15 protein-coding genes are annotated in these 23087 nt (G+C 72.0%); 9 read left to right on the top strand and 6 right to left on the bottom strand.

Features of this window, described 5'->3' with window-relative positions:
* Positions 1-64: 64 nt before the first annotated feature.
* The 9 genes from ACWEF6_RS03080 to ACWEF6_RS03040 are packed head-to-tail and all read left to right on the top strand — an operon-like array spanning position 65 to position 14025.
* Positions 65-1501 (top strand): hypothetical protein, encoded by a 1437-nt coding sequence (locus ACWEF6_RS03080; RefSeq protein WP_449681379.1) that lies wholly within the window; start codon positions 65-67, stop codon positions 1499-1501.
* Entirely contained in the window at positions 1498-2961 is a 1464-nt protein-coding gene (locus ACWEF6_RS03075; RefSeq protein WP_449681378.1) for a hypothetical protein, read from the top strand. The genes ACWEF6_RS03080 and ACWEF6_RS03075 overlap by 4 nt, the downstream gene beginning before the upstream one ends.
* Positions 2958-4469, top strand: coding sequence for a DUF4407 domain-containing protein (locus ACWEF6_RS03070; RefSeq protein ID WP_449681377.1), 1512 nt, complete (start codon positions 2958-2960; stop codon positions 4467-4469). Before ACWEF6_RS03075 ends, ACWEF6_RS03070 begins: the two co-directional genes overlap by 4 nt.
* A gap of 19 nt (positions 4470-4488) precedes the next feature.
* Positions 4489-5202 (top strand): vWA domain-containing protein, encoded by a 714-nt coding sequence (locus ACWEF6_RS03065; protein WP_449681376.1) that lies wholly within the window; start codon positions 4489-4491, stop codon positions 5200-5202.
* 8 nt (positions 5203-5210) lie between these two features.
* Positions 5211-6245 (top strand): protein phosphatase 2C domain-containing protein, encoded by a 1035-nt coding sequence (locus ACWEF6_RS03060; protein ID WP_449681375.1) that lies wholly within the window; start codon positions 5211-5213, stop codon positions 6243-6245.
* Positions 6242-9025 (top strand): CHAT domain-containing protein, encoded by a 2784-nt coding sequence (locus ACWEF6_RS03055; protein ID WP_449681374.1) that lies wholly within the window; start codon positions 6242-6244, stop codon positions 9023-9025. Before ACWEF6_RS03060 ends, ACWEF6_RS03055 begins: the two co-directional genes overlap by 4 nt.
* A 16-nt stretch (positions 9026-9041) precedes the next feature.
* Positions 9042-10475 carry a hypothetical protein gene (locus ACWEF6_RS03050; protein ID WP_449681373.1) on the top strand — a complete coding sequence of 478 codons (1434 nt, stop codon included), beginning with the start codon at positions 9042-9044 and terminating at the stop codon, positions 10473-10475.
* Positions 10472-12853 carry a caspase family protein gene (locus ACWEF6_RS03045; RefSeq protein ID WP_449681372.1) on the top strand — a complete coding sequence of 794 codons (2382 nt, stop codon included), beginning with the start codon at positions 10472-10474 and terminating at the stop codon, positions 12851-12853. The genes ACWEF6_RS03050 and ACWEF6_RS03045 overlap by 4 nt, the downstream gene beginning before the upstream one ends.
* A 14-nt stretch (positions 12854-12867) precedes the next feature.
* On the top strand, positions 12868-14025 hold the full coding sequence (locus tag ACWEF6_RS03040; protein ID WP_449681371.1) for a toll/interleukin-1 receptor domain-containing protein: 1158 nt from the start codon (positions 12868-12870) through the stop codon (positions 14023-14025).
* On the opposite strand, the gene ACWEF6_RS03035 is transcribed toward ACWEF6_RS03040, so the two are convergent.
* From ACWEF6_RS03035 to ACWEF6_RS03010, 6 genes are all read right to left on the bottom strand, one after another.
* Complete coding sequence (locus ACWEF6_RS03035) at positions 14006-17896, bottom strand: CHAT domain-containing protein (protein WP_449681370.1); 3891 nt, start codon at positions 17894-17896, stop codon at positions 14006-14008. The genes ACWEF6_RS03040 and ACWEF6_RS03035 overlap by 20 nt on opposite strands.
* Positions 17897-17906: 10 nt before the next feature.
* Complete coding sequence (locus ACWEF6_RS03030) at positions 17907-19451, bottom strand: AAA family ATPase (RefSeq protein ID WP_449681369.1); 1545 nt, start codon at positions 19449-19451, stop codon at positions 17907-17909.
* Positions 19452-19464: 13 nt separating this feature from the next.
* Positions 19465-19947, bottom strand: coding sequence for a hypothetical protein (locus ACWEF6_RS03025; RefSeq protein WP_449681368.1), 483 nt, complete (start codon positions 19945-19947; stop codon positions 19465-19467).
* 194 nt (positions 19948-20141) lie between these two features.
* Positions 20142-21878 carry a hypothetical protein gene (locus ACWEF6_RS03020; RefSeq protein WP_449681367.1) on the bottom strand — a complete coding sequence of 579 codons (1737 nt, stop codon included), beginning with the start codon at positions 21876-21878 and terminating at the stop codon, positions 20142-20144.
* Positions 21875-22321, bottom strand: a complete 447-nt coding sequence (locus tag ACWEF6_RS03015; RefSeq protein ID WP_449681366.1) for a hypothetical protein — start codon at positions 22319-22321, stop codon at positions 21875-21877. The genes ACWEF6_RS03020 and ACWEF6_RS03015 overlap by 4 nt, the downstream gene beginning before the upstream one ends.
* A 111-nt stretch (positions 22322-22432) precedes the next feature.
* Positions 22433-23074, bottom strand: a complete 642-nt coding sequence (locus tag ACWEF6_RS03010) for a hypothetical protein (protein WP_449681365.1) — start codon at positions 23072-23074, stop codon at positions 22433-22435.
* Between the last annotated feature and the right edge of the window lie 13 nt (positions 23075-23087).

Raw genomic sequence — 23087 nt, 5'->3', positions numbered from 1 at the left:
CGTTGCCCGTCGTGCGTCGGCCCGGCGGGTCGCGAAATCGCCCGAACCCGTCCGGAGGACACTGATGACGAGCACCGAAGCGGTCGCGACCGCGGTGGCGCAGGCGCTGTTCCAGGTCACCGCCGACGGTGCGGTTTCGGTGGTGGCGTCTTCGCTCGACGGGCCGGAAGCGGAAGCCGGGTGGCTCGGTCTCGTGCAGCCGCACCTGAGTTTCGCCGAGACGATCAGCCCGTCGACGCCGGTGTCCGCGTTGAGCTACGTGGTCTTTCCCGGAGGGTTCGCCGCTGTCCTGTACCGGACCTGGGACCCGCAGCGGCCCGGTGTCGTCGAAACGCACGCGTTGCTGGGTGACGAGAACACGGTGACCGCGGAACTGGCACTGTCCACCGCGAACTGGGAGGACCGTCCGGCCGGGACACCCGCCGACCGGCGGCTGCCGTCGCTGCTGGCCGGTGAACTGCGGGAACCGGATGCGCCCGAGCAGTTTCGGGCCCGCGCGCTGGCGCAGGCCGACCTGCTCGCGCATTCGCTCGCCTGGCTGCTGCAAGCGCCGGACGGCCCGATCGGTTTCGTCGGATGCCCACCAAGCGACCGGGTCGCAATCCTGTGGGCTTTGCGCGAAATCGCCGCGCCCGAGTTGCCGCCGCGCAGGTGGACTTTCGCCACCCATGACGACGGTGTGGTGAACGGTGGCCTCGATATCACATTCTTCGAGTCGCCGCCGGAGCCGGCCGGAACGACGGGAACGATCGTCATAGACCTGCAGCGCGGCCAAGGGGCGAGCCCGCACAACGAATACCGGGCAAATGCGCTGGTCTACCGCTATGAATACGGCGTCGAGCCGCCGGGTGCCGCCGTGATGCCCGCTGTGCTGGCGCCGCCCGCACCCGTGCCCGTGGCAGCGGCGGTCCCTTCGGAACCGGCTCCGGACCCGATACTCCGGTCCACGCTGACCTTCGCGCGGTGGACCGAGCTCGTCCGCGTCCTGGTCACCGCCCGCGACGTGCGGGCCGTCGACGGCGCACTGGTGGAGCTGGAGTACGAGACCGCCGGAATCGACGACCGCGACGACGTCCGCAGGGCGTTGGAGAACCAGGGCTGGGCGATCGCGGCCATCCGGCGGCGCGTGCCCGTGGAGCTTCGCGACGCCATCTTCGACCGGGTCGCCGCGGTGGCGTTCGGTGCGACCCGCCCGGGCCGGGAGACCGCGGCCGCTCGCGACGACGCGCGCCGGCTCGCCGCGGATTCGCGAGCCACCGACGTCGTGCGTGCCGTCGCGCGTGGCGGTTTCGGCTTCGAGCTGGTGGACGTGCTGGCCGGCCGGTGGCTGGCCGAGCAGGAGGCGGCCGAACCGCCGGCGTCGTCCGAGCCAGGCCGCGTCGCGCGGATCCTCTCTCGCGCCGGTGTGCCCGTTCCGGCACGGGGCAGCCGCGTCGTCCTGATCGCGGTCCTGCTGCTGGGGCTGGTCCTCGGCGTCTTCGTGGGCGGTGTCCTTTGGTGACGCCCGCCGGAGCGCCGGACATCGACCTGCCCCTTCGCGCGCTCGGCAAGCTGGGCGCCAAGCTGGGCTCCGGTGGGCAGGCGCACATCTACGACGCACCGCGGCTGAGCCTGCCCGACGTTTCCGGCCCGCTGGTCTACAAGCAGTACAAACCCGGCAAGGCACCGCCGCAGGGGATGGGCAAGATCATCAGCCTGCGGTCGCGGCTCCTGGCCGACCCCGCCAAGCTCCACCGCCTCGACGCGTCGACCACCTGGCCGGTACGGCAGGTCGTCGACGGCGACGGCACGCTCCTGGGCCTGGTCCTGCGCCGGATCCCGGACTCCTTCATGGACAAGCTCCGGCTGCCGAGCGGCGCTGTCGGGACCAAGCCGCGCGAAGTCCAGTTCCTCTTCATCGCGCCCGACCTCGCGGTGCGCCTCGGCACGCCGACCCCGACCCCCGAGGAGCGGCTGACGATCTGCCGTGACTTCGCCGCCACGCTCGCGTTCCTCCACGGCGAGCTGAGTGTGGCGTTCGGCGACATCAACGCGCGCAACGCGGTGTTCCGCCTCGGTGCCGACCCGACGGTGATGTTCGTCGACTGCGACGCCGTCCGGCGGGTGGGCGAAGTGGCACCGCAGCTCAACGCGCCGGACTGGGATCCGCCGGAGGGCAGCGAGGTGCTGACCCGGGCGACCGACCTCTACAAGCTCGGGCTCTTCGTGCTGCGCTGCCTGACCCCGGACCACAACAGCTCGATCAACCGCGACCCGAACCAGGCCCGCGGCGTGCTCGACGTCCACGGCTTGAAGCTGCTCACGACGGCGCTGCGCGGCGATCCCGCCGACCGGCCCTCCGCCGAGGAGTGGCACCGCTACCTGCGCCGCGCGCTCGGCGAGTCGCTCACGCCGCCGACCCTCGAGCGGGTCGACCTCGACCGGACCATCGTCGCGGCCGGCGAGCCGCTCACGATCACCTGGTCGGCCGAGGAGGCCACGACGGTCGAGGCGACCGGTCCCGGTGTTCCCGGCACCTCGGTGCCGGGCGCCGCCGGGACGGGCACGATCGTCCTCCACCCCGCCCGCACCGGCCGGATCACGGTGACCGCGCGCAACCAGCTGGGTGAGGCTTCGGTGCTGACCGACCCGGTCGCCGTCTTCGACGTCCCGTCGTTCCACGACCTGCCGGTGCCGATGCCCCAGCTGGACCTGCCCCGGCTGAGCCCGGCGCAGCTGCCACCCGTGAGCCGGGTGCTCCCGGAGTTCCCCCGCGGCACCCCCGTGCCGCTGCCGCCGATGGCCAACGCCGTCGATGCGTGGGCGGCGCCGGAAACGCCGGCGCCCCTCGAACCCGTCGCGCTGCCGGCCCCGCCGCCGCTCTTCGGGGCCGGCCTGTCCGCGGTGCCACTCGACCTCACGGCGTTCTTCGCCGATCACGAATCCGTCGACGACCACGCCGACCAGGAAGTGCACCCATGACCAGCCCCGCGCGCCGTCCGGCGCGGCGCCTCCGCTACCCACTGGCCCGCCTGGCGGGAGCCCAGCCGGACGTGCTCGCCAAGGCGAAGACCGACCGGATCAAGTACTCCGCGATGGGCGGTGTGCTGCTGACGACCGCCGGGGTCGCCGGCGTGTCCGGCGCGTTCGCGCTCATCAGCACGCTGAAGCTGCCCCCGGCGGTGGCGGCGTTGGCCGGCGTGCTCTGGGCGGTCGTCATCCTGAACCTCGACCGGATGCTGATCGTCAACATCCGGCGCCAGTCCGGCTGGCTGCGCAACCTGGGGGCGGCGGTGCCGCGGCTGCTGCTCGCCGTCGTGATCGGCTCGGTCGTCTCGATGCCTCTCGTGCTGCGGATCTTCGAACCGGAGATCGCCAACGAGATCCAGGTGATGCACTCGGACAACCTGATCGCCGCGCAGGAAAAGCTGAACCGGCAGTTCGCCGACATCGACACGACACAGAAGAAGGTCGACGAACTCCAGGCCGTCGCTTCGGGACAGAGCCAGCCCAGCGTCAGCGGGGACACCGACGTCGTCGCCGCGCAGCAGCGAGTGACCGCAGCCCAGCAGGCGTATGACAAGGCCGCGGGCGAAGCCCAGTGCGAGCTGGTGGGCAGCTGTGGTACCCACGAACCCGGAGTCGGCCAGGCGTACCTGCAGGCCAAGGCGAAAGCGGACCAGGCGAAAGGCGACCTGGACACGGCCAACTCGCAGCTGAACGACGCCAAGAAACGGGCGCAGGACAAGATCGCCGGCGGGGCCGCCTCGAACGCGAAGGCCGCCGCGGCCGAGCTCTCGACCCTCGTGCCCCGGCTCGAGGAGCGCAAGAAGGCGCGCACTGAAGCCCAGGGCCGGCTCGACCGCGGCGAACTCGGCAACGACGGCCTGCTCGCCCGGATGGAGGCGCTCGACCGGCTGACCGAGGGCAGTTCGCAGATGCAGCTGGCCAAGCTGGCCCTGGCGTTGCTCTTCCTGCTGATCGAAGTGCTGCCGGTGGTGGTCAAGCTCCTGTCGCTCGTCGGAGAGCCGACCTTGTACGACAAGCTGCTGGCCAAGGAGGAGAAGACCCTCGAGAAGCGGGCCGGCGGCCGCACCGACCTGACGCTGGAGATCGAACAGGACCTCCGGGACCAGCAGCTCCAGCAGGCGAAGCTGGCCAACAAACAGCTGGTGGACCAGCAGGCGCAGATCGCCAAGGCGGCGATCGAAACCTGGGGCCGGATCGCGAAGAGCCGCAGCGACGAGGAGCTCAAGCGGTGGTACCGAGTGCATTCCGGGGAGCCGGAACCGGCCGCCACGCCACCACCGCCCGCCACGCAACCCGTTGCCGTGACCGTGCCACTGGGGCCGCTGAAGCCGCCGGCGGCTGCGCCCGGTGCCGGGCGGCACCGGGTGAGCACGAGCCAGACCTACCGGCAGTTCAAGGCCGACGCCGGTGCGCCGCCGAACCCAGTGCCGCGCAACGGCACCGCCGTCACGCACTCCTGATCGCGAAAGGAACACCACCATGGAAGCGCACGGCGCCAAGTTGCTGCCGTTCTACATCGTCATCGACGCGTCCTATTCGATGTCGGGCAAGAAGATCGACTCCGCCAACCGGATCATCGTCCAGGTCAGGGACGCCCTCGCGCAGAACCCGATCCTCTCGGACAAGGTCCGGATCGGGCTCGTGGACTTCGCCGACGACGCCCAGGTGCAGCTACCGCTGTGCGACGTCCTGGATCCGAGCCTGTCGATGCCGGTCGTCAAGCCGCGTGGTGGCACGTCGTACGTCGCCGCCTTCCGGCTGTTGCGTTCGACGGTCGCGGCGAACATCAAGCAGCTGAAGGGGGACGGCTTCAAGGTGCACCGGCCCGCGGTGTTCTTCCTGTCGGACGGCGCACCGACCGACCCGCAGGCCGAGTGGCAGGCGGCCTTCGCCGAGCTCGTCGGGGACAAGGCTTACCCGAACGTCATCGCGTTCGGTGTGGACGACGCCGACGCGCGCGTCCTGCAGTCCTTGATCCACCCGTCGACCGGCGGGAAGCAGATGCAGATGTACCTGATGGAAAAGGGGGAGGACGCCGCCAGGGCGATCACCGCCATGGCCGAGATCATGATCTCGAGCGTGCTCGAGTCCGGGCGCAGCCTGTCCCACGGAGAATCGGGGATCAAACTGCCCGACAAGGAGGACTTGCCTGCCGGGGTCACCGCGCACACCGCCGACGACGACTTCGTGTGATGTCCGAAATGGACGGGACAGCGAGCACGACCGCGGCGGCGCACTCGCCGGAGGACGTCCTGCCGCGGACGGCCGAACCGGTCACCGGGCCGCCGGCCCCGGCGTGGCGCGGCGAGTTCCGGATCACGCCGTTCGCCGTCGGCGACCCCGGCCGGGCGGCCACCGTGCCGTCCTATCCGGATCCGGACCACTGGGACCAGCGCGACACGGTGCTCGACGGCTTGCTGCTGAACAGCGCCGAGGGACGGCCGCCGATGGCGCTGCGCGCGGCCAGCACCCGTGGCCGTGCCCACCGGTTCGCCGGCAAGGTCCGCCAGGACGCCTACGCCTTCCGGTGCGACGGCCGGTTCGTGGTCGCGGCGGTCGCGGACGGCATGTCGAGCCGCCCGCTGTCGCACCTGGCCGCGAACGTCGTCACCCGGCACGGCTGCCACCTGGTCGCCAAGCTGCTGGAGACGACGGACCCCGAAGCGCTGGATTGGGCGCACGTCCTGCGGGTGCTCGCCACGAAGGTGATCAACGCGGGCCGCCGCCAGCTGCAGGTGGCCGCGCAGCCCCGCGTCGTCGACCCGGACGCGCCGGAGGTGGCCCAGGCCCTCGCGACCACCGTCCTGTTCGCGGTCGTCGACATGCGCCCGGCTCTCGACGGCCATCCGGTTCACCTGCTGGCCCACGGCGACACCTCGGCCTGGGTGCTGCGCTCGGGTGCCCGCTGGGAGCCACAGCACCCGGTCAAGAACCAGGGGGCCACCGTGGCTTCCTCGGCCACCGCCGCGCTCCCGTACCTGCCCGAGCACCCGCCGCCGGTCGTCCGGACGCACCTCGCGCCCACCGACGTGCTGGTGCTCGTCAGCGACGGGGTGGCGGACCCCCTCGACGACGGGACCGGCCCGGTCGGAAGGTTCCTCGCCGCGAACTGGCGGCGTCCGCCCGAGCCGCTCGCGTTCGCCGCGCACGTCGACTTCGCCCGGCGGTCGCACGACGACGACCGGACCGCCGTGGCGATCTGGCCGGGGGAAGCCGGAGCGGGAGTGCTGCGGTGACGGGGACGCTCGCAGAGAACGCCGTCGTGATGCGGTGCCAAGCCACGGTGATCCGGGCGCTCACCGGCCGGTGTGCCGCGGCCGAGGTCGCCGAGGCGACTGCCCGCCTGGCGCAGCTGCCCACGGACCACCCCGAACGCGCCCGGATCGCCGCCGCGATGCTCATGGCGTTGTTCCGCGCGACCCATGCGAGCAACGGGGCGGCGACCGAGTACGCCGCCTCCGCCGGTGACCTGCTGCGGCTGGCGGAAGCCGACCCGCCCACCGACCCGCAGTGGACGCAAACGCGGGCCCTGGCCCGGATGAGCGCGCTCCTGCACGCCGGGATGCAGGGGGAGCTGACCGATCTGACGCCCCTCGACGACGAACTCGGCGCCCTTGGCGACCTCGCCGGGGACAACCCGGAAATGGCCCCGGTTCTCGGCGTGCTGCGGACGATGTCGGGGTTCATGCGCGCGGTGAACGACGGCAACGAGAGCGTGGTCCGCCGCGTGCCCGACGAACTGGCGGCCCACATCGAGCAGCTGCGGGACCGGCCGGAGTTCGCGCCGCTGCTGGGCATGCTCGAACCCATGAGCCGGGCCTTCGCGGCCAACCAGCGCGGTGACCACGCCGAGACGCTGAAGTGGTTCGAGGCGAGCCGGCAGTCGGCCCAGCAGCTGTCGGGTCAGGATCTCGTCCAGCAGACGATGATCGACACGGTGACCCGCATGGAACCGTTGCGCGCCCTGCTCGGTGGGGCCGGCGAGGAGATGACGGAGGAACAGGTCGACCGGCTGCGGGAGCTGGCCGACCGGCCCGACGCCGCTGCGCACGACCGGGCCCTGACCCACCTCGCGCTGGGCGGCGCCTACCTGCGGGCCGGCCGGGAAACCGACCTCGGCCGGATCGACCTCGCCATCGGCCACTACCGGCAGGCACTGGAACTGCTGCCGCCCGAGCACCCGGAGCAGGCGTTCTGTCGTTTGTCCGTCGCCCTCGGCCTGTTCCGGCGGTCCGAGGTGGCCGCGAACACCGATGGTCTGGATGAGGCGGAGGAGCTGCTGCGCGGAGCGTGTGACCGGCTCGGCGGCCCGCAGCACCCGCACTGGGTCATGGCGAACGAACTGCTCGGCGCGGTCCGGGAGCGCAACGGGCACCACGACGACGTGGGGGAAACCGGCCTGCTCGCGCAGCGCAGCTACGCCTGGCGCGCCCTGCTGGAGTCCGACGCGGCCGGCGCGAAGATCGCGGTCCGCGATGCCGCCGACGGTGCCATCAGCCTGGCACGCCGTTGCCTGAACGCCGACAACCTCGTGGCCGCGTTGCGTGCCTTGGACACCTGCCGTGGTCTGATGCTGTTCGCGGCGACCGAACTCGCGAAGGTGCCCGCCCGGCTCGATGCGGCCGGGCACGCCGAGCTGGCCCGGCGCTGGGAAACCGAAGGTGCCGAGTCCGGCGGGCTCCGTCGCGAGGTACTTTCGGTGCTCACCCAGGCTTCCGACGAGGCGGGCAGCCTGCTGGACCCGCCGAGCGTCGACGACATCCGCACCGCACTGGCGAACCTGGAGGCGGACGCGCTCGTCTACCTGGTACCGGCGGAATCGCCGCTGCCCGGTCTCGCGGTCATCGCTCCGGCCGACGGCCCGCTCGCGTGGATGGCCTTGCCGGAGCTGTCCGTCCACGACGACGAGGGCGTCGAACGGTATTTGATCGCCCTGGCCGACCGGTCCCGCGAACTCGTGACGCTCCCGGCCGAGCCGGAGGACATCCCCCCGGCCCGCGACCTCTCGGCCGTGCCGGAGGACGATCCGCTGACCGGCAGCTTCGACGCGTTGTGCGACTGGGCTTGGCGCGCGGCCATGGGCCCACTGCTGGACGGGTACCTCGGCGGGCGCACGCCGCGTGCGGACGGTGCTGTGCCGCGCATCGTGCTGATCCCGATGGGCGACCTGGCTCGCATCCCGTGGCAGGCCGCCCGGCGGCGAGATGGTGTCCACGCCGTGGAGCTGGCCGCGATCTCGCAGGCCGTCTCGGCTCAGCTGCTGTGCGAGAACGCCGCGCGCGCGCCGGTTGCGCTGTCCGCCGGGGGCCTGGTCGTCGGTGATCCGGACACCGGCCACGTCGCCCTCGGCCTCGACGCCGCCCGGCTCGAGGCACACACGGTCCGGCAGGAGTTCTACCGGGGCGCCCGGTACGTCGGCCGTCGGCCGAACGGGACAGTCAGCCCGTCCGGGCGTGGCACGGCGGATGAGCTCCGCCGGTGGCTCACCGATTGCGGACCCGGCGCCGGAGCCATGCTCCACCTCGCCTGCCACGGTTCGTTCGCTGCGGGGCTCGACGACGCGAAAGCCTTCCTCCTGCTGGCCGCGGCGGATCCGGCCGAACCGGGCTGCGGCGAGCTGTCGGCGGAGGAAATCCTCGAACTGCTCGTCGCCGTGCCGGAGCGGCAGGTCGGCCTGGTGGTCCTCGCCGCCTGCCACACCGGGCGGTCAGTGCACGGCTATGACGAGGCGTACAGCCTCGGCACCGCCTTCCTGACCGGCGGTGTCCGGTCGGTGCTGTCGACCCAGTGGAGCATCCCGGACGCGCAGACGCCGTCGATGATGTACCTGTTCCACCACTACTGCCGCCGGGAGGGGCTGCCGCCCTGGCAAGCGCTGCGGCAAGCCCAGATGTGGATGCTCGATCCCGCCCGGGTGCCGCCGGCGGGCATGCCCGCGGAACTCGTTGCGGCCGTGCCGTGCGGTGCACCCGCGCCGGTCGCCGCCTGGGCCGGCTTCATCCACTTCGGACACTGAACGGAAGGACGAACCGTTGACCGGAGACACGATCGCCGGGCTTCGCGCCGAGCTGGCGGACCTGGACGGCCCGGCCAGACTGAGTCCCCTCGTCCGGCTGGCGCAGCAGCTCGCTCAGCAGTACTGGCGGGCGGGCCCCGGCCGCCCGGCGGCCTTACCGGACCTCGACGGCGCGATCGCCGCCTGGCAGGAGTGCCTGCGCTACCTGCAGGAGGGCGACAGCGTTCGCGCGCAGGTCACCGCCCAGCTCGGATGGCTGCTGGGCGCGCGGTACAGCCTGCACACCGAAGACGACCGGGACCGGGACGTGGGGCTGCGGGTGCTGGGCGAGGCGTTGGACTCGCCGCACCTCGCCAAGGTGCACCGGGAGATGTGCCGGGTGCAGCTCGGGCAGCTCAGCTTGTTCAAGGTGAACAAGCTCTTCCAGACGCCGGGTGCGGCGATGCAGCTCGTGACCGGCGGTGCCCCCGCGGACGTCAAGGCCGACGTCGACCGCGCGGTCGCCTGCTTCCGCCAGGTCCTCGCCGAGGGGCCGTCCTCCGCCGACCTCGAGCGCACCGTGGAGCCGATGCTGGCGGTGGCCGAGATCATGCAGACCATGGTCGGCGGCACCGGCTTCGACCTGCAGGCGATGATGGGGGCGATGGCGAAGATGCAGGAGCTCCAGGGGCGCTTCGGCCGTCTTTCCGGGACGAATGCCGTTTTCCAGGGGACGGAAACGTTCTTCTCCTTCGCCGACATGCGGGCGGTCATGGAGACCGCGCCGATCGACCGTCCCGTCGCCGTCGTGGAACAGGCGCCGCCGGAGTCGGCTTCGCCGCAACCCCGGACGAAGCCCGAGCCGGCACCTGCCGACAGCGATCGGCTGCGGAGCTCGCTGGCGGGCAAACTGGGCACCACCGACTCGGATCGGCCGGTCTGGGCACGCGCCGCCGATCTGCTGCTGCCGGACGCTCCCGGGCTCGAGATCGACGTCGTCGACGAATTGGTCGCGCTGGCGACGATGGTCGCCGAATCGGGGGAGAGCGACGCCGAAGAGGCCGCCGTGGACCGGTTCGTCCTGGCCGTGACCCTGAACCTGCGCAACCGGCTCGACGACGACGGCGACCGGGCCGACGCGGTCGCCGGCGCCGAAAGCCTGCTGGCGGCGGTGCTCGCCCTGCCCGCCGATCACCCGGCCACCACGACGATGCTGCTGTCCCTCGGCGCGTTCCTCGACGAAGCGCGGCCGTTCGGCGAGCCTCTGGAAAGCGTCGCGGGCGAATTCGCGGACCGGGTCGACGCGGTGCTCGCGGCCGGCGTCGCCGACCCGGCCGACCTCGCGGCCCTGCACGCCCTGCGGTGCCTCTGCCGCGCCACGGAGGCCGTGGGTGACTTCCGGCGCGCCGCGGTTCCCCCGGACTACCCCTGGCGCACCGCGCTCAAGGCGGCTGCGCAGGAGATCGGGTGAGCCCGGCGGGACGGCGCCGGGCGCTGCTGATCGGCGCGCGGACCGGCCGGCTGGCCGGCGTGGAGCGGGACGTCGCCGCGATGGCCGGGGCGCTGGGCGACTGGGGCTTCACCAGTACGACTTGTGCAGGAAGCGAGGCAACCCGGTCCGGAATCCTGGACGCGTACTCGCGGTTCGTCGACGAGACCTGCGTGGAGGACGCGGCCCTCGTGTACTACTCGGGCCACGGCGGGCGCAGCATCGCCCCGGAGGGCGCCCCGATCCAGTTCATCGAGCCGGTCGACTACGACAAGTCCACCGAGCACGACTTCCGGGGCATCACCTCGCTCGAACTGTCGCTCCTGCTCACCCGGCTGACCTCGAAGACGAAGAACGTGACAGTCGTGCTCGACAGCTGTCACGCCGCCCACATGTCCCGCGACCCGGAAAAGGTGGTCAAGGCGCGGTCGGCGCCGGTCCCGTACCAGCACCTCGCGGCCCACCTCGACCGGCTGCGGCGCGAGGACCCGTGGCTCGCCCGGTGGACGCCGCCGGGCAACCCGGACGCCGTACGCATCGTGGCGTGCGCGCCGGAGCAATCCGCGTACGAGTACGTCAACGCCGACGGCGTCCGGACCGGGCTGCTGACCGACGTGCTGGTCCGGACCCTCGCCGAGGCGAAGGACAGCAGGCTCGCGGTCTCCTGGGCCACGGTTGTCGACCGGGTGCGCCGCCGGGTCCTCGCGCTTCTGCCGGTCCAGCGTCCGGAAGCCGAAGGACCGGCCCGGCGGCTGCTGTTCGACGTCGCCGAGTCCGATCCGGTCGCGACGTTGCCCGCCGCCATGGTGGCAGGCAGGGTCCGGCTCAGCGGGGCCGCGCTCCTCGGGGTCGTGCCCGGCGACGAGTTCGTGGTCGTGCCCGGCGAATCCGCCGGTCCGGACGGGCGGCGGATCGGGGAGGTGCGCGTCGACCGGGTGGATCCGGCGGCGGCCTGGGGTGACCTGCGGCCGGCGGCCGCGGAGCTGCCGCTCGGGGCGCGGGCCCACCCGCTGCGCACGGTCACGCCGGCGATGCCGGTCCGGCTGGCGGCCGCGGATCCGTGCCTCGCCCCGCTTGCCCGGGCCGTCGAGGCCGCACCACTGATCCGGCTCGGCCGCCCCGGCGAGGAATCCCCCGTCGAGGTCGGCCGCGACGACGACGGCGGCCTGGTCGTGCACGACGAATCCGGGCCGCTGCACCGGCCTCGCCCGGCCGGCTCCGAAGGCGTCCGGCGGATCATCCGGGATTTGACCCGGGTGGCCCGCGCCCGCGCTCTTCGGTGTCTCAGCGAGCAGCCGGGGGAAGCACCGGACCTGCCGGTGTCGATCGAATTCGGCCGGGTCGAGGCCGGCCGCGCCGTGCCCCTGTCCACGTCGGGTTCCGTGCTGCACCTGGGGCAGCCGATCTACGTCCGGGTGCGCAACGAAAGCCCGGACCCGATCTACGTGTCCTTGCTGGACATCGGGGTCGCGTCGGCCATCTCGGTCCTGAACCCCTCCTCTCCCAGCGGCGTTCGGCTGCCGCCCGGAGGGCAGTACACGTTCGGCGGCAACGACCTGACCGGTGCTCTGCGCGGGGTGGCGTTGAGCTGGCCCGCCGAGCTCCCCCGTACGGTTCCGCGACCCGAGACGATCGTCGTCCTGGTGACGGCCGAACCCGTCGACAGCCGGGTCCTCGAGCAGGACGGAGTCCGGGCGGCGCCGCTCCGGACCGGTCCGTCCTCGGGGAGGAGTCTTCGCGTGCGCACGATCGATTTCGAGCTGGTTCCCGCGCCCGCGCTGCCGGTGGACACCGCCCACTTCGAGGTCGATGAGCGACCGGAGACCTCGACGTGGCTGTGGCGTCCCGGAACCGGGACTTCGGCCGACGTCGCGGTGTCCCTGCGTGACGTGGCCGCGAAGCCGGGGACCCGGCTGGATGTGCTGGTGGTGACCGGAAGCCCGGACGGGCCACCGGTGCACTTCGAACGCACCGAACACGTTCGTGCTCCGCGCCTCGCCGAGCTGCCGGTCCACCGAGGAGCGGTTACCGGCTACCTCGACATCGCGGTATGGGCCTCACTCGACAGCCCGGGAAGTCCTTCCCTGCACGAACTGCTGCGCGAGCGTCCGGTCGCCGATGAGCCGGGCGAGCCGGACGTGGCGGAACCGGCGACCTTGGCCGGCGCCCGCTTCACCACGAACATCGTCAATGCCGCCGACGCCGCGCTCCGGGCGGCGTCAGCCGATTGCGCCGGGCTGTACCGGACGACGCTGCTGGGCCACGAAGAGTTCGGTGCCGGACGGCCGGACATCCGGACCACGCTGCAGGCAGGGCGGGTCTCCTTCCGGTGCCTGGTCGAAGAAGTCACACCCGATTAGACCCAGGAGGATCCGTGCGTTCGTCAACGGACAACCCGATGGCGGGCAGTGTCCCGCTGTTCCTCGACGTCCTGGTGCGGTCCGTCGATCTGGCGCCCGGCGGCATCGAGATCGGCCTGATCCGGTTCTCCGGCTGGCAGCTGCACCGGATCGATCCGCTGCCGGCCGGCTTCGCCGGGCACGCGGCGTATCTGGTCCGGGTGAACTACGAGTTCGACGTGCCTCCCGGGGAGACGCCGCCGGCCTGGGCGGAGGTGCAGTTCGCCTTCGACGCCGCCGAGGTGATGGTGGTCGACGTGATCCCCCGCGCGGTCACGGTCGCCGAGCCCGCACGCACCTACGAGCTCACCGGGCAGCTCAACTTCGTCCGCCGCGCCGACAGCCGCTCCTGCTGGGCGGCCGACGCGAGCGAAGCCAACGTCGCGCTCCCCGCCGTCCGTCCGGAGGTGGCCAGCTTCGGACTCGGGAGTGCGCGGGTGCGGTGGCGGCACTCCGGCGGTGTCCATGTCGGCACGCACACCGCGTGGCTGGTCCTGCTGACCCCACCTGACTACACCGAGCTGCCGGTGCTGGCCGGCGGTGCCTACCACCTGGCGGCGGACGGCGGGCTCGGCCTCCGCGCGAGCGGTGAGCCGGACGCGTTCACCGTGCGGCTCCCGGGAGCGCCGCGACCGGACGTCCCGGCCATGCCCGCCGGCGACGGCAGGCCCCGCGTCTTCGTCTCCTACGCGCAGGAGTCCCTGGCGCACAAGCAGGCCGTCATGAGACTGTGCCGGCTGCTGAGCCGGGCCGGCGTCGACGTGCGTGTCGATCAGGACGGCCTGGAACACCGTCGCAACTGGGACGAGTGGACCACGACCCAGCTCCTGCGCACCGATTACGTGATCGTCGTGGCGTCACCGGTGTACAAAGCGGTGGGCGACGGCGAACTGACCGACGGGACGCGCCACCGCGGTGTCCGGTCGGAGTACGGCAGGCTGGCCGACCTCCTGCACCGCGAGCGGGACCGGTGGACGAAGAAGGTGCTGCCGGTCGTCCTGCCGGGCCGGTCGCCCGACGAGATCCCCCTGACGTTCCTCCCCGCGATCGCCGACCACTATGTCCTTTCCGACATCACGGCGGACGCGGCCGCGGAGCTGCTGAAGGTCCTGTTCACCGCCCCTGCGGAGTGAAGCCGGCCCAGCTCTCGATGCCGATCGCGCGGGACCCGGGCGGCCGCAGCTCCAGCAGCGGCTCCGGCATCCCGTCGAGCGACGGTGCTTCCTCGAGCAGGGCCATCTGCGCCCGGCGCAGCGCCTCGGCGGGGGCGAGGCCGTGGCGGCGCACGTTCTCGTGGAACAGCCACATCAGCGCGGCCGTGCACCAGCCGGCGGGCACCCGCCACAGGGAGCCCACGACGGTCCGGGCGCCGATCGCCAGGAAGGTCGCCGAGAGGGACAGCGCCTCGTCGTAGTCCACTCCGGACACCTGGGTCGTGCACCCGGCCAGGACGACCAGCGCGAGTTCGAGGGGCCGGGCCGGGCTCAGCTCCAGGAGGTCCCGCGCCGACAGCGCGCCACCGGCCAGCTCGATCCGGGACTGCAGGGGGCTGCGCATGTCCGCGAAGGCGTGGCAGGCAAGGTGCAGCACGCCGAGCGGGTCGCGCAGGTGGTCTCGCACCTGTTCGGAGGTGCCCGAACCGGCCGGGGCCGGGACCCACCAGTGCGCCTGGCCGGTGCCGCCCAGGAAGACACCGCCGGGGTAGCAGGAGTCCCGGATGGCCACTGCTTCGGCGGCACCGTCCGGCAGGTCGCCGACGGGATTCCCGACCAGCAAGGCGGCGTCGTTGCGCACGTGGGGGCGGGCCACGGCTTCGCAGAGCAACCGCCCCGAAGGGACGTACGAGACGGTCGCGTCCTGCACGAGGTGCCGGTCGTGGCCGTCGACCTGACGATACGCGGCGTGCCACGGCACCAGCCCGAGGACGCCGAGCGGCACCAGGACGAGCCGTGGATCGCGTCCGGCGATCTCGGTGGCGTGGGCGAGGAGTTCACCGGCTGCGGCGTCCCAGGCCCAGCCGCAGACTTCGCGCAACTCGGTGCACCACTGCCGGTACTCGGGCCCGGTCGGGTCCTTCGCGTCGTCCCACGCGGCGTAGGCCTCCTGGTAGCGCTTGACCGGCTCGGCCTCGCCGAGCTTCGGCAGCGGCCGCACCACCGGGTCACCCTCCGCAGAAACGAGAACGGCGAGCGCCCCGTGGTGGTCGTTCGCCGGCAGGAGATAGGCGAGAACGTCGGAACCCTGCGTGCGCAAGGCGTTCCGGAGCTCCTCGACGCCGGGCGGGCTGAGGAGGTCTTCCGAGTCCTTGGCCAGCACTCGGAGCACCTTGCGCCGCAGACCACCCCAGCGGGTGCCCGGCCCGCCGTGCTCGGGAGTCAGCGGCTCGTCGACGCCTCCGGTGGACTCCCATTCGAGCGCGAGCCGGTCCTCGCCGAGGCTGCTCAGCTGGGCTGAGGCCGCCCGCGTCGTGTTGGCCGACCGCAGCACCAGGCTGCGCCGCGCGTCGACGATCTGGACGAGTTCCGCCACGGCACCGTCGTCGACGCACCAGGCGGTGAGCCGGTCGGCGGCGTCCATCGCGGTGCGCGCGATCTCCATCGCGTGCTCGCTCTCGGACTGGATCAGCACGCGCCAGGCGGCGTTCTCCACGATCTGCCGGGCGAGCTTGCGGCTTTCGGCGAAATCTCCGGAACGGCCGCGCCGCCGCAGCGCGGCAGCGAGCGAGGTCGCCTGCTCGGTGACCAGCGGGGTGCCGTCCCGGTGGATCCCGGTGAGACACGCCCGGTAGGCTTCGATCGCCCGCTCCAGCGCCTCGGTGTCGCTCGGGTCCAGCAGCGAGAGGTTGTCGTACGCGACGGCTCGCGGCAGATGCACCCCCAACGCTTCCTCTTCGTCGGCCGGAACCTCCATGCTCGACCACCGCGCGCAGATTTCCCTCAGCGCACCGGCATCTTTGTTCCTGATGGCGACGAGCACTTCGTCGCTGGCCATTACCGGTGCCAGCAACTTCCTGAGCCACGATTCGGCGCGCGCGCTGTCACGAGCGGGCGGCGGGTCGGTCCCCAAGGCGGCTGCCCCGGTACGGAGGACAATTTCGAGCATGTCGTAGAGCGGCTCGTTGGTGGGGTTGGGCGGCAGTGCGTCCAGAAGGTCCCAGGCACTCCGAGCGAGCTGGAAGACTTCCGGTATCTCCTTCCCCGCCTGGACGGCTCGGTTCACCTCGTAAACCCGGTGCATCGCCGCGGCTTCGGCGCGGGTGGCCGGATCCGCGGCCTGGTCGTCACGGACGCCGGCGAAATAGGCCAGCCCTGCGTCGAAGGCACTCAAGGATCCGGTGGCCGATCCCACCATGGCGAGCAAGGGGTGCATGAGCAACGGAAGGTCGTCCAGGCCCTCCGACAGCTGCGCTTCGGCGAGCGTCCTTCGCAGGGCGGAGAAGTCCGCGTCGCCGTCACCGGTGACGATGCGGGCGGTGTTGCCGAAGAATTCCGTCATCGCTTCCAAGACCGACCGGAGCTCCGGAGGCAGCTCCAGGACATCGAGGGCGTTCCGGAACAGCGGGCTCATCGAGTTGAGGAGGGTGCGGAACGCGACGAGGTCGGTGGTCACCCCGTGGCCGCTCTTGGAGACCAAGTAGTACCAGGACATCCCGACCGTGTACGAGAGCCAGGCCGCTTCTTCGGAGAGCGCGCCTGCGGCCGCCGCGTCGTCGACGGCCGCGTGTGCCTGCCGCACCCACTCCACCACGGGCTGCCGGGCGATCAGCTCGCGCAGGTCCGGCCGATGGCCGTCCTGGAAGACCGCCTGGAGCCGCCGAGCGTGGAATTCGTACGTCAAGGCGGGTTCCGGAACCGGGAGCCCGATGCCGTGGCCGACCGCTTCCAGGACCGCGTCCGCGTGGCGCTGGTCTCCGGTCTGTTCGAACAGGTCGCTGTGCGTCTCGGCGAGCCGGCTCCAGACGAGCCAGTCGTCCCCGGCGTCCGGGCCCTGTCCGGTGGCGCCGTGGGCCAGCCACTCGGCGGCCGCGGTGAGATCGGCGAGGCTGCCGGTTTCTTCCCCACGGTCGAGCAGCGCTTCGCCGTACCACACCGCGGTTTCCGGTTCGGCCGGGTCGGCGACGACGGCGAGGCTTTCGATGATCCGGTCGAGGTCGTCGGGGTCCGGGTTCCCGGCCCGGCGCGTCAGCAGGAGTCTGGCCAGCAGCAGGTGACGCATCGGCCGCGCGGGATCGTCGTGCGGGGTGGCCTCGACGGCCGCCGTCGCCAAGGAGAGGGCGGTGTGGAGGTCGTCCGGGTCCTCGTCCTTCGCGTAGCGGTCGCGGTGGAGTCCCGCCAGTGCCGACATCCCTTCCGGCAGCATGGGATGCCCGGCCGGTAGGCACCCCACAGCGTTGTCCACCAACCGGATCGCGTGCCGCAGGTCGATGTCGGCGGCCAGGATGTCGTACCGGACGCTGAGCAGCCGGCCGCGGTGCAGGTCCAGCAGCGCGCGATCGGCGGGGTCCGCCAGCTGCTCGCCCAGTGCGGACAGCGCCGCCAGTGTGTCGTCGAGTTCGTGCCGGCGCGTCTCGGCGGACAGGTATTCGTCGTTCCACAGCGCTGCCAGCCGGTCCGCGTGGATGTCGGCGACCGTGAGCACCGCTTCGGCGAGCTCATCGGCGGCCGTCGCGGTCGCGACGGCCTGCTCGCCCCAGTGCAGCGCGGCGGTCCACTGTGTACCGTCACCGGTGATGGCCTGGTGGGCGCGCCCCACCGCGAGCGCGGTCCGCCAGGAGCACGACAGCGGGTCGTCGGCGGCGAACGCGAGCCCGTGTTCGAGCAGGAGTGCCGCGGTGTCGAGGTCGGCCGCGAAGCCGGGGGCCGAGTCGTCGAGCGAATCCACGAGGAGGTAGCCGACGGCCCCGGTCCGGCTCGCATCCACGGCCGTCGGATCCCGCTCGACCTGCGCGGCCAGTTCGCCGGCCCGGTGGCGGAGCTCGGCTTCGCTCAGGTGCCCGGTCGTCATCGGAACAGCATCAGCCGAGCACCACTCGGCGCGAACCGACCTTCTCGGCCGAATCCCGCACCTTTCCCGATGCCGGGATGGCCCGGTCGCGCAACTGGCGGACCTCGTCGATCCGCTCCGGTGCCGAACGCACCAGGGGCACGATGTTGCGGAAGGCGTTGCGGTAGAACTCGACCGGCACGTCCCGGTCGTCGGCGGCGGCGATCGCCTCGTAACCGATCTCCTTCACGGCCGCTTCGACGTCCGAGCCGGCGAACCCGTCGCTCAGCTGCACGAGCTCCTCGACGACGTCGTCCGCCACCGGGACGCGCAGGTACTTGCGAAGGTAGATCCGGATGATCTCCCGGCGCTCGTCGGCGTCGGGCAGATCCACGAAGAACATGTCGTCGAACCGGCCACTGCGCAGCAGCTCCTGCGGCAGCGCCCGGACGTCGTTCGCCGTCGCGACCACGAAGACCCGGGCCGGGGACTCCTGCAGCCAGTACAGGAACTGGCCGACCAGCCGGGTGGTGACGCCGGTGCTGTCCGTGCCCGAGCCGGCCAGCCCCTTCTCGATCTCGTCGATCCAGAGCACGCACGGCGCGACGGCGTCGGCCGTGGCGAGCGCCTCGCGAAAGCGGCTCTCGGACTGGCCGACGTAGTTCCCCAGCACCGACGCGATGTCCAGCCGGTACAGCGGGAGCTGCCAGTCACTCGCGATCGCTTTGGCCGACAACGACTTTCCGCACCCCGGGACGCCGACGAGGAGCACCCCGCGGGGCGGCCGCATCCCGCGGTCGCGCAGGTCCATGGTCAGCAGCGGACGCTTGCGGTCCAGCCACCGCCGCAGCCCGGCCAGACCGCCGACGAGGTGGTCGCCGGCACGCACCGGGACCCGCTCGATGCCGGCCAGCTCGCTGAAGATGGAGTCCTTCGCCCGGCCCAGCTCGACCAATTCGGCCTTCGTGATGGACTTCCGCACCACGAACGTGGCGAGGATGTTCAGCGCCTCGATCTTCGTGACCCCGGTGAGGATCGACGCGGCCTCCTCACACTCGGCGGGACCCCATTCGATGCGGATCTCGCCCGCGTACTGGTGCAGGAAGCCCTCGATCTCCGCGCGCATCTCGTCCACGTCGGGCAGGTCGAGCGTGACCGCCATCCCCATGCGCTGCAGGGCGTTCCAGGTCGGATCGGCGGTGATCACCATGATGCACCCGCCGTGCTCCTCGGCCAGCTGGGCGAGGTCGACGAACCGCCGCGAGATCTCGTTGTCGTCGCCGAGGTGCTGGACGTCGGTGAACACGACGGTCTGGTTCGCCCGCGCCTGGAACCATTCGCCGGCCAGGTCGAGCGCGCCGAGCAGCGACTTGTCGTCGGAGAGCACCTGCCGGTTCTTGAGGTCCCGCAGGCCCTGGCTGAGCGTGTGCACGACGATGTCGAGCTGTTTCTTCGTGGCGAGTTCGCCGAGCATCTCCAGCGCACGCCCGCGTTCGACCGTGCGGACGGACACGAACGGAATGCGCGCCAGCAGGTACGACTCGATGCGAGCCTTGGTCTCCGCCCCGTTGGGCATGGTCCTGTTCTCCCTAGTCGAGGATGACCCGGCGGCCGCGCGCCGGTCCGGCGGGCGAGGGGGCCGCCGGCCTGGTCAGCGCGGGCTCGAGGCTGTTCTGCCGGACGGCGTTGCGCAGCGAAACCGGCGCGTCGCGCACGGAGTCCTCGAGACTTCGCTGCGCTGACGAGATCGTCTCCCGGAGCGCGTCGGCCACGCTGGTGCGCAGCTCGGCCGGCAGTCCGGGGTGGACGGTGAAGGCCACCAGGGGGCCGAGCCGCTTCCGCGCGTCCGCGAGGACGACCGGGAGCACGGTCATCGCCCGCTGTGGCTGGGCGAGCAGCAGCTGCTGGTCGCGCGAGAAGGCCTCCTGCCAGCGGCGCACGCGGTCGTGGAACGCGTCGGCGACGTGCCGGGCCAGCCGTTCGGCCATCTGCGGCCCGAGTTCGGCGTCGATCGGCGGCAGGTGACCCGACGGCAGGTCCTCGCCCCGGCCGAAGGCCGCGAGCCAGCTCACCCACGCGGCGTACGGTCCGGGCGTCCGGTACACGCCGTCACTTCCGGGGGTGCCGTCGAAGGAATTCGGCAGGCGGCAGGAGGTCCCAGCCGGGCAAGTCCAACGCGACCTCGTCGTCCTGGAGGGGGTGCCGGGGCTGCGGCTCCTCGGGGCGTTCGGGGACTTCCGGTCGACCGGTCATCGCTCTCGGCATTTCACGCTCCTCGCTTCGCGCCGGGCGCCGGTGCCGCGAACGCTGTGCTGTTCAACCGGTTCAGGTACGAGCGCAGGGCTTCGGCGAGGGCGAGTTCGCGCTCCCACTCGGCTCGCAGGTCCACCAGCTCGGCGATGCCACCTCGCAGCTGCGCTACCGCGACGGCCCGGCGCTGCTCGCCTTGGCGCCGCAGTTCCTGGCGGCGTGCGGGTAGCGCGCGGGCCTGGTAGGCGGACCAGCCGGCGAGGCCCGCCGTGGCGAGGAGGAAGAACACCGCGAGTCCGGGATTGTGCGCCAAGCCCGCCCACAGCGCCAGCAGCAGCACCATCCCGGCGGTGATCGCGGACGCCAGCGGCGGTCCCGTGAACCTCACCTTCGCGACCGCCGCTTCGGTCTCGGCGTCGATGTGCGCGGCCAGGCCGGTGACGAGGTCGGCCTCGCCGGTGGTCTGGTCGATCCGCGCCGACCACCCCTCGAGCCGGAATTCGACGGCCGCGGGCTGCGCGGCGACGTTGGCCGCCTCCAGCCGTCCGGCGCCCTCGACGATCCAGTCCTTCGCGAGCGCCACCGCGAACCGCTGGGTGCCCGGCGAGGTGCCGGTGCGCGAGTCGCCCACCGCCGCGTTGCTGACCAGGGTGAGGAAGTCGACCGTCTCCTCGTGCAGCGGCGCGGCCGTCTGGACTGCCTTCGCCGCCTTGGTCTTGTCGCCGTCGGCCTTGACGATCTCCTGCAGCTCGTGCTCCTTGCGCCGCAGGGGAGCTTCCTCGACGTCGTAGCCGGTGACGAGCCCGTCCAGGATGTCGTCGACGCGCTTGCGCAGGTCCTCGCTCTGCGGCAGCTCGCCGGTGAACAGGCCCCGGAACCGCTCCTCCGCGGTGCGGTGCACGGTCGCCCCTTCGTAGAGCTCCTTGAGCTGCGGCCAGGTGGGACTGATGTCCGGCAGCACGGTGTACCGCGGGTCGACCGGCCGCCGGTCGCCGTCGAGCAAGCGGGCCCACCGGTCCACCTGCCGGTCGACGATGGCGCGGTCGTCGGCGAGGCGCTCGTACCACTCGCCGAGCTGCCGCATCACGAGGTGCTTCGACTCGTGCCCGAACGCGCCGGTGCTGACCGCGTCGAGGATGACGGTGAACTCGCGCGACAGCCCGGTGGGGTCCTGGCGCGCGGTGTACTGGCGCAGCCACCGCGCGGTGGCCTCGTTGCGCTGATGCCGGCGAAGCACCAGCGCGAAGAAGAGGGCGGCCTTGTCGTTGTCCCGGCGGGTCGTCTCCACCAGGGCCTTTTGCGCGAGGTCCGGATCGTCGCGGATCCAGGCGGCGACGGCCACGAGCGCGGGGGCGAGCCAGTAGCGCGGGGTGACCAGCATCAGCTCCTCGGACAGCTGGCGCATCGTGCCGTGCGTGACGATCCCGACGTCCAGCGCCTGCAACGCGCCGGTGGCGAGCCGGCGAACCTCGGCGAAGTGCCCGAAGTTCGTTTCCAGCTCTTGGCGCACCTGGATGATTTCGGTGTGGGCGACCTGCAGGTTGTGCCGGAGCTCGTCGCGGCGCAGGAACTCGGTGAACTCCGCGCGCAGGCCGAGCAGCTCACCCTGGGTCCGGTCCTGCGCGACGGCGACCTGGCCGATCGACTGCTGGAGCACGGCCTGCTGCTGGTGCAGTGCGTCCTGCGAGGCCGTGAGCTGGCCGACAGCTCGGCTGACGTCGTTGAGCTGCCGGGATATCAGGACCTCGTTCACGACTCACCTTCCAGCAGCACGACCGAGCCGTCCGCGCGCACGCAGACGAGCCGGTCCGGATAGACCTCGACGGCCAGATAGGCCGGCGACACGGCGAGGGCACGGGCGCGTTCGAGTGCCGCGGGCAGCGCCTGACCGCGGCGGTAGTGCTCGACGATCGACCCGTCCAACGCCAGGGTGTGCACTTCGAACGGTTCGCCGAGAAAGCATTCGGCCACGATCCCGAACGGAATCGTGTGATATTTTTCGGCGAATTCGCGGCGAACTCCGTCGACGAACTCGTCGGTCTCCACCGCGCTGAGACTTCCCGACGCGTCGAGTGCGCGAACCGCCCGGAGGTAGTTCTCGGACCGGCGACCGGATTTCAGCCTGCCGCCGCTCGCCGACGTGCTGTTCGTGGCGCGCTGCGACCGGGAAAGTATCCCGTTCTGCCGGGTGATCAATGGTTTCGGCACTGTGCCGGCTCCCTGGGGTGAGGCATTTCCTGTCCCTAGTCGTCGCGTGAGCGGCGGCTATTACGGATACCGTCAGCATCACCCGGATGGCCCAACGGGTCAGCTCGCCGCCAGGACGAGCAGGGTCGTCGCGGCCGCGAACCAGGCCGCGGCGGCGGCCGCCGCGAAGACTCGGGTGAGCCGGCCGGACGCGGGCCGCCGGGGTCGCAGGATCCGGCCGGTGTCGGCGACCACCAGCTGCCGCACGATCACCCGGCCCGATCGGTCGCGCCGCCCGTAGGCTTCGACGGCCGTACCCGTTCCCGGCGCGCCGGGGCCCAGGTTCCCGGCCACGACGCAGACGTGTTCCGTTCCCGTCACGTCCTTCAGCACGAGGTCGGCGACGTCCACGGTTCGTGACCGCACTCGCTCCTGCAACGGCAGAACCCACAGCCACCAGGGTGTTCCGGGCTCCCTGGCGGACCGGGGCAGCGTCGACCTCAGGCCGGCGCCGACCAGCGGGAGAACCGCCGCGGCGGCGCCGCAGGCCACCAGCAGCGGGCCGAGTGACGCGTGTGCCAGCACGGCGAGAACCAGCGCTGCGGCCGTGAGTGCCGCCCCGATCCGGCTCGCCCACACGAAGCTCCGGTCCACGACCGGTTCCTGGCGGACGGGGCCGGACCGGACGACCGTCCCGGTCGCCAGGCGGCCGGGCACGCGGGGTGGCGGTTGCGCGCCGGCCGCGACTCGTCCCGTGGGCACCACCGGGCGGCCA

This window comes from Amycolatopsis sp. NPDC004772 (assembly GCF_053601215.1).
The sequence above is the reverse complement of the archived record's forward strand: the minus strand, read 5'-3'. Positions and strand labels throughout refer to the sequence as shown.

Coding starts and splice junctions, on each gene's coding strand:
- ACWEF6_RS03080 (WP_449681379.1), top strand. CDS start 65: ATGACGAGCACCGAAGCGGTCGCGACCGCGGTGGCGCAGGCGCTGTTC.
- ACWEF6_RS03070 (WP_449681377.1), top strand. CDS start 2,958: ATGACCAGCCCCGCGCGCCGTCCGGCGCGGCGCCTCCGCTACCCACTG.
- ACWEF6_RS03065 (WP_449681376.1), top strand. CDS start 4,489: ATGGAAGCGCACGGCGCCAAGTTGCTGCCGTTCTACATCGTCATCGAC.
- ACWEF6_RS03060 (WP_449681375.1), top strand. CDS start 5,211: ATGGACGGGACAGCGAGCACGACCGCGGCGGCGCACTCGCCGGAGGAC.
- ACWEF6_RS03035 (WP_449681370.1), bottom strand. CDS start 17,896: ATGACGACCGGGCACCTGAGCGAAGCCGAGCTCCGCCACCGGGCCGGC.
- ACWEF6_RS03030 (WP_449681369.1), bottom strand. CDS start 19,451: ATGCCCAACGGGGCGGAGACCAAGGCTCGCATCGAGTCGTACCTGCTG.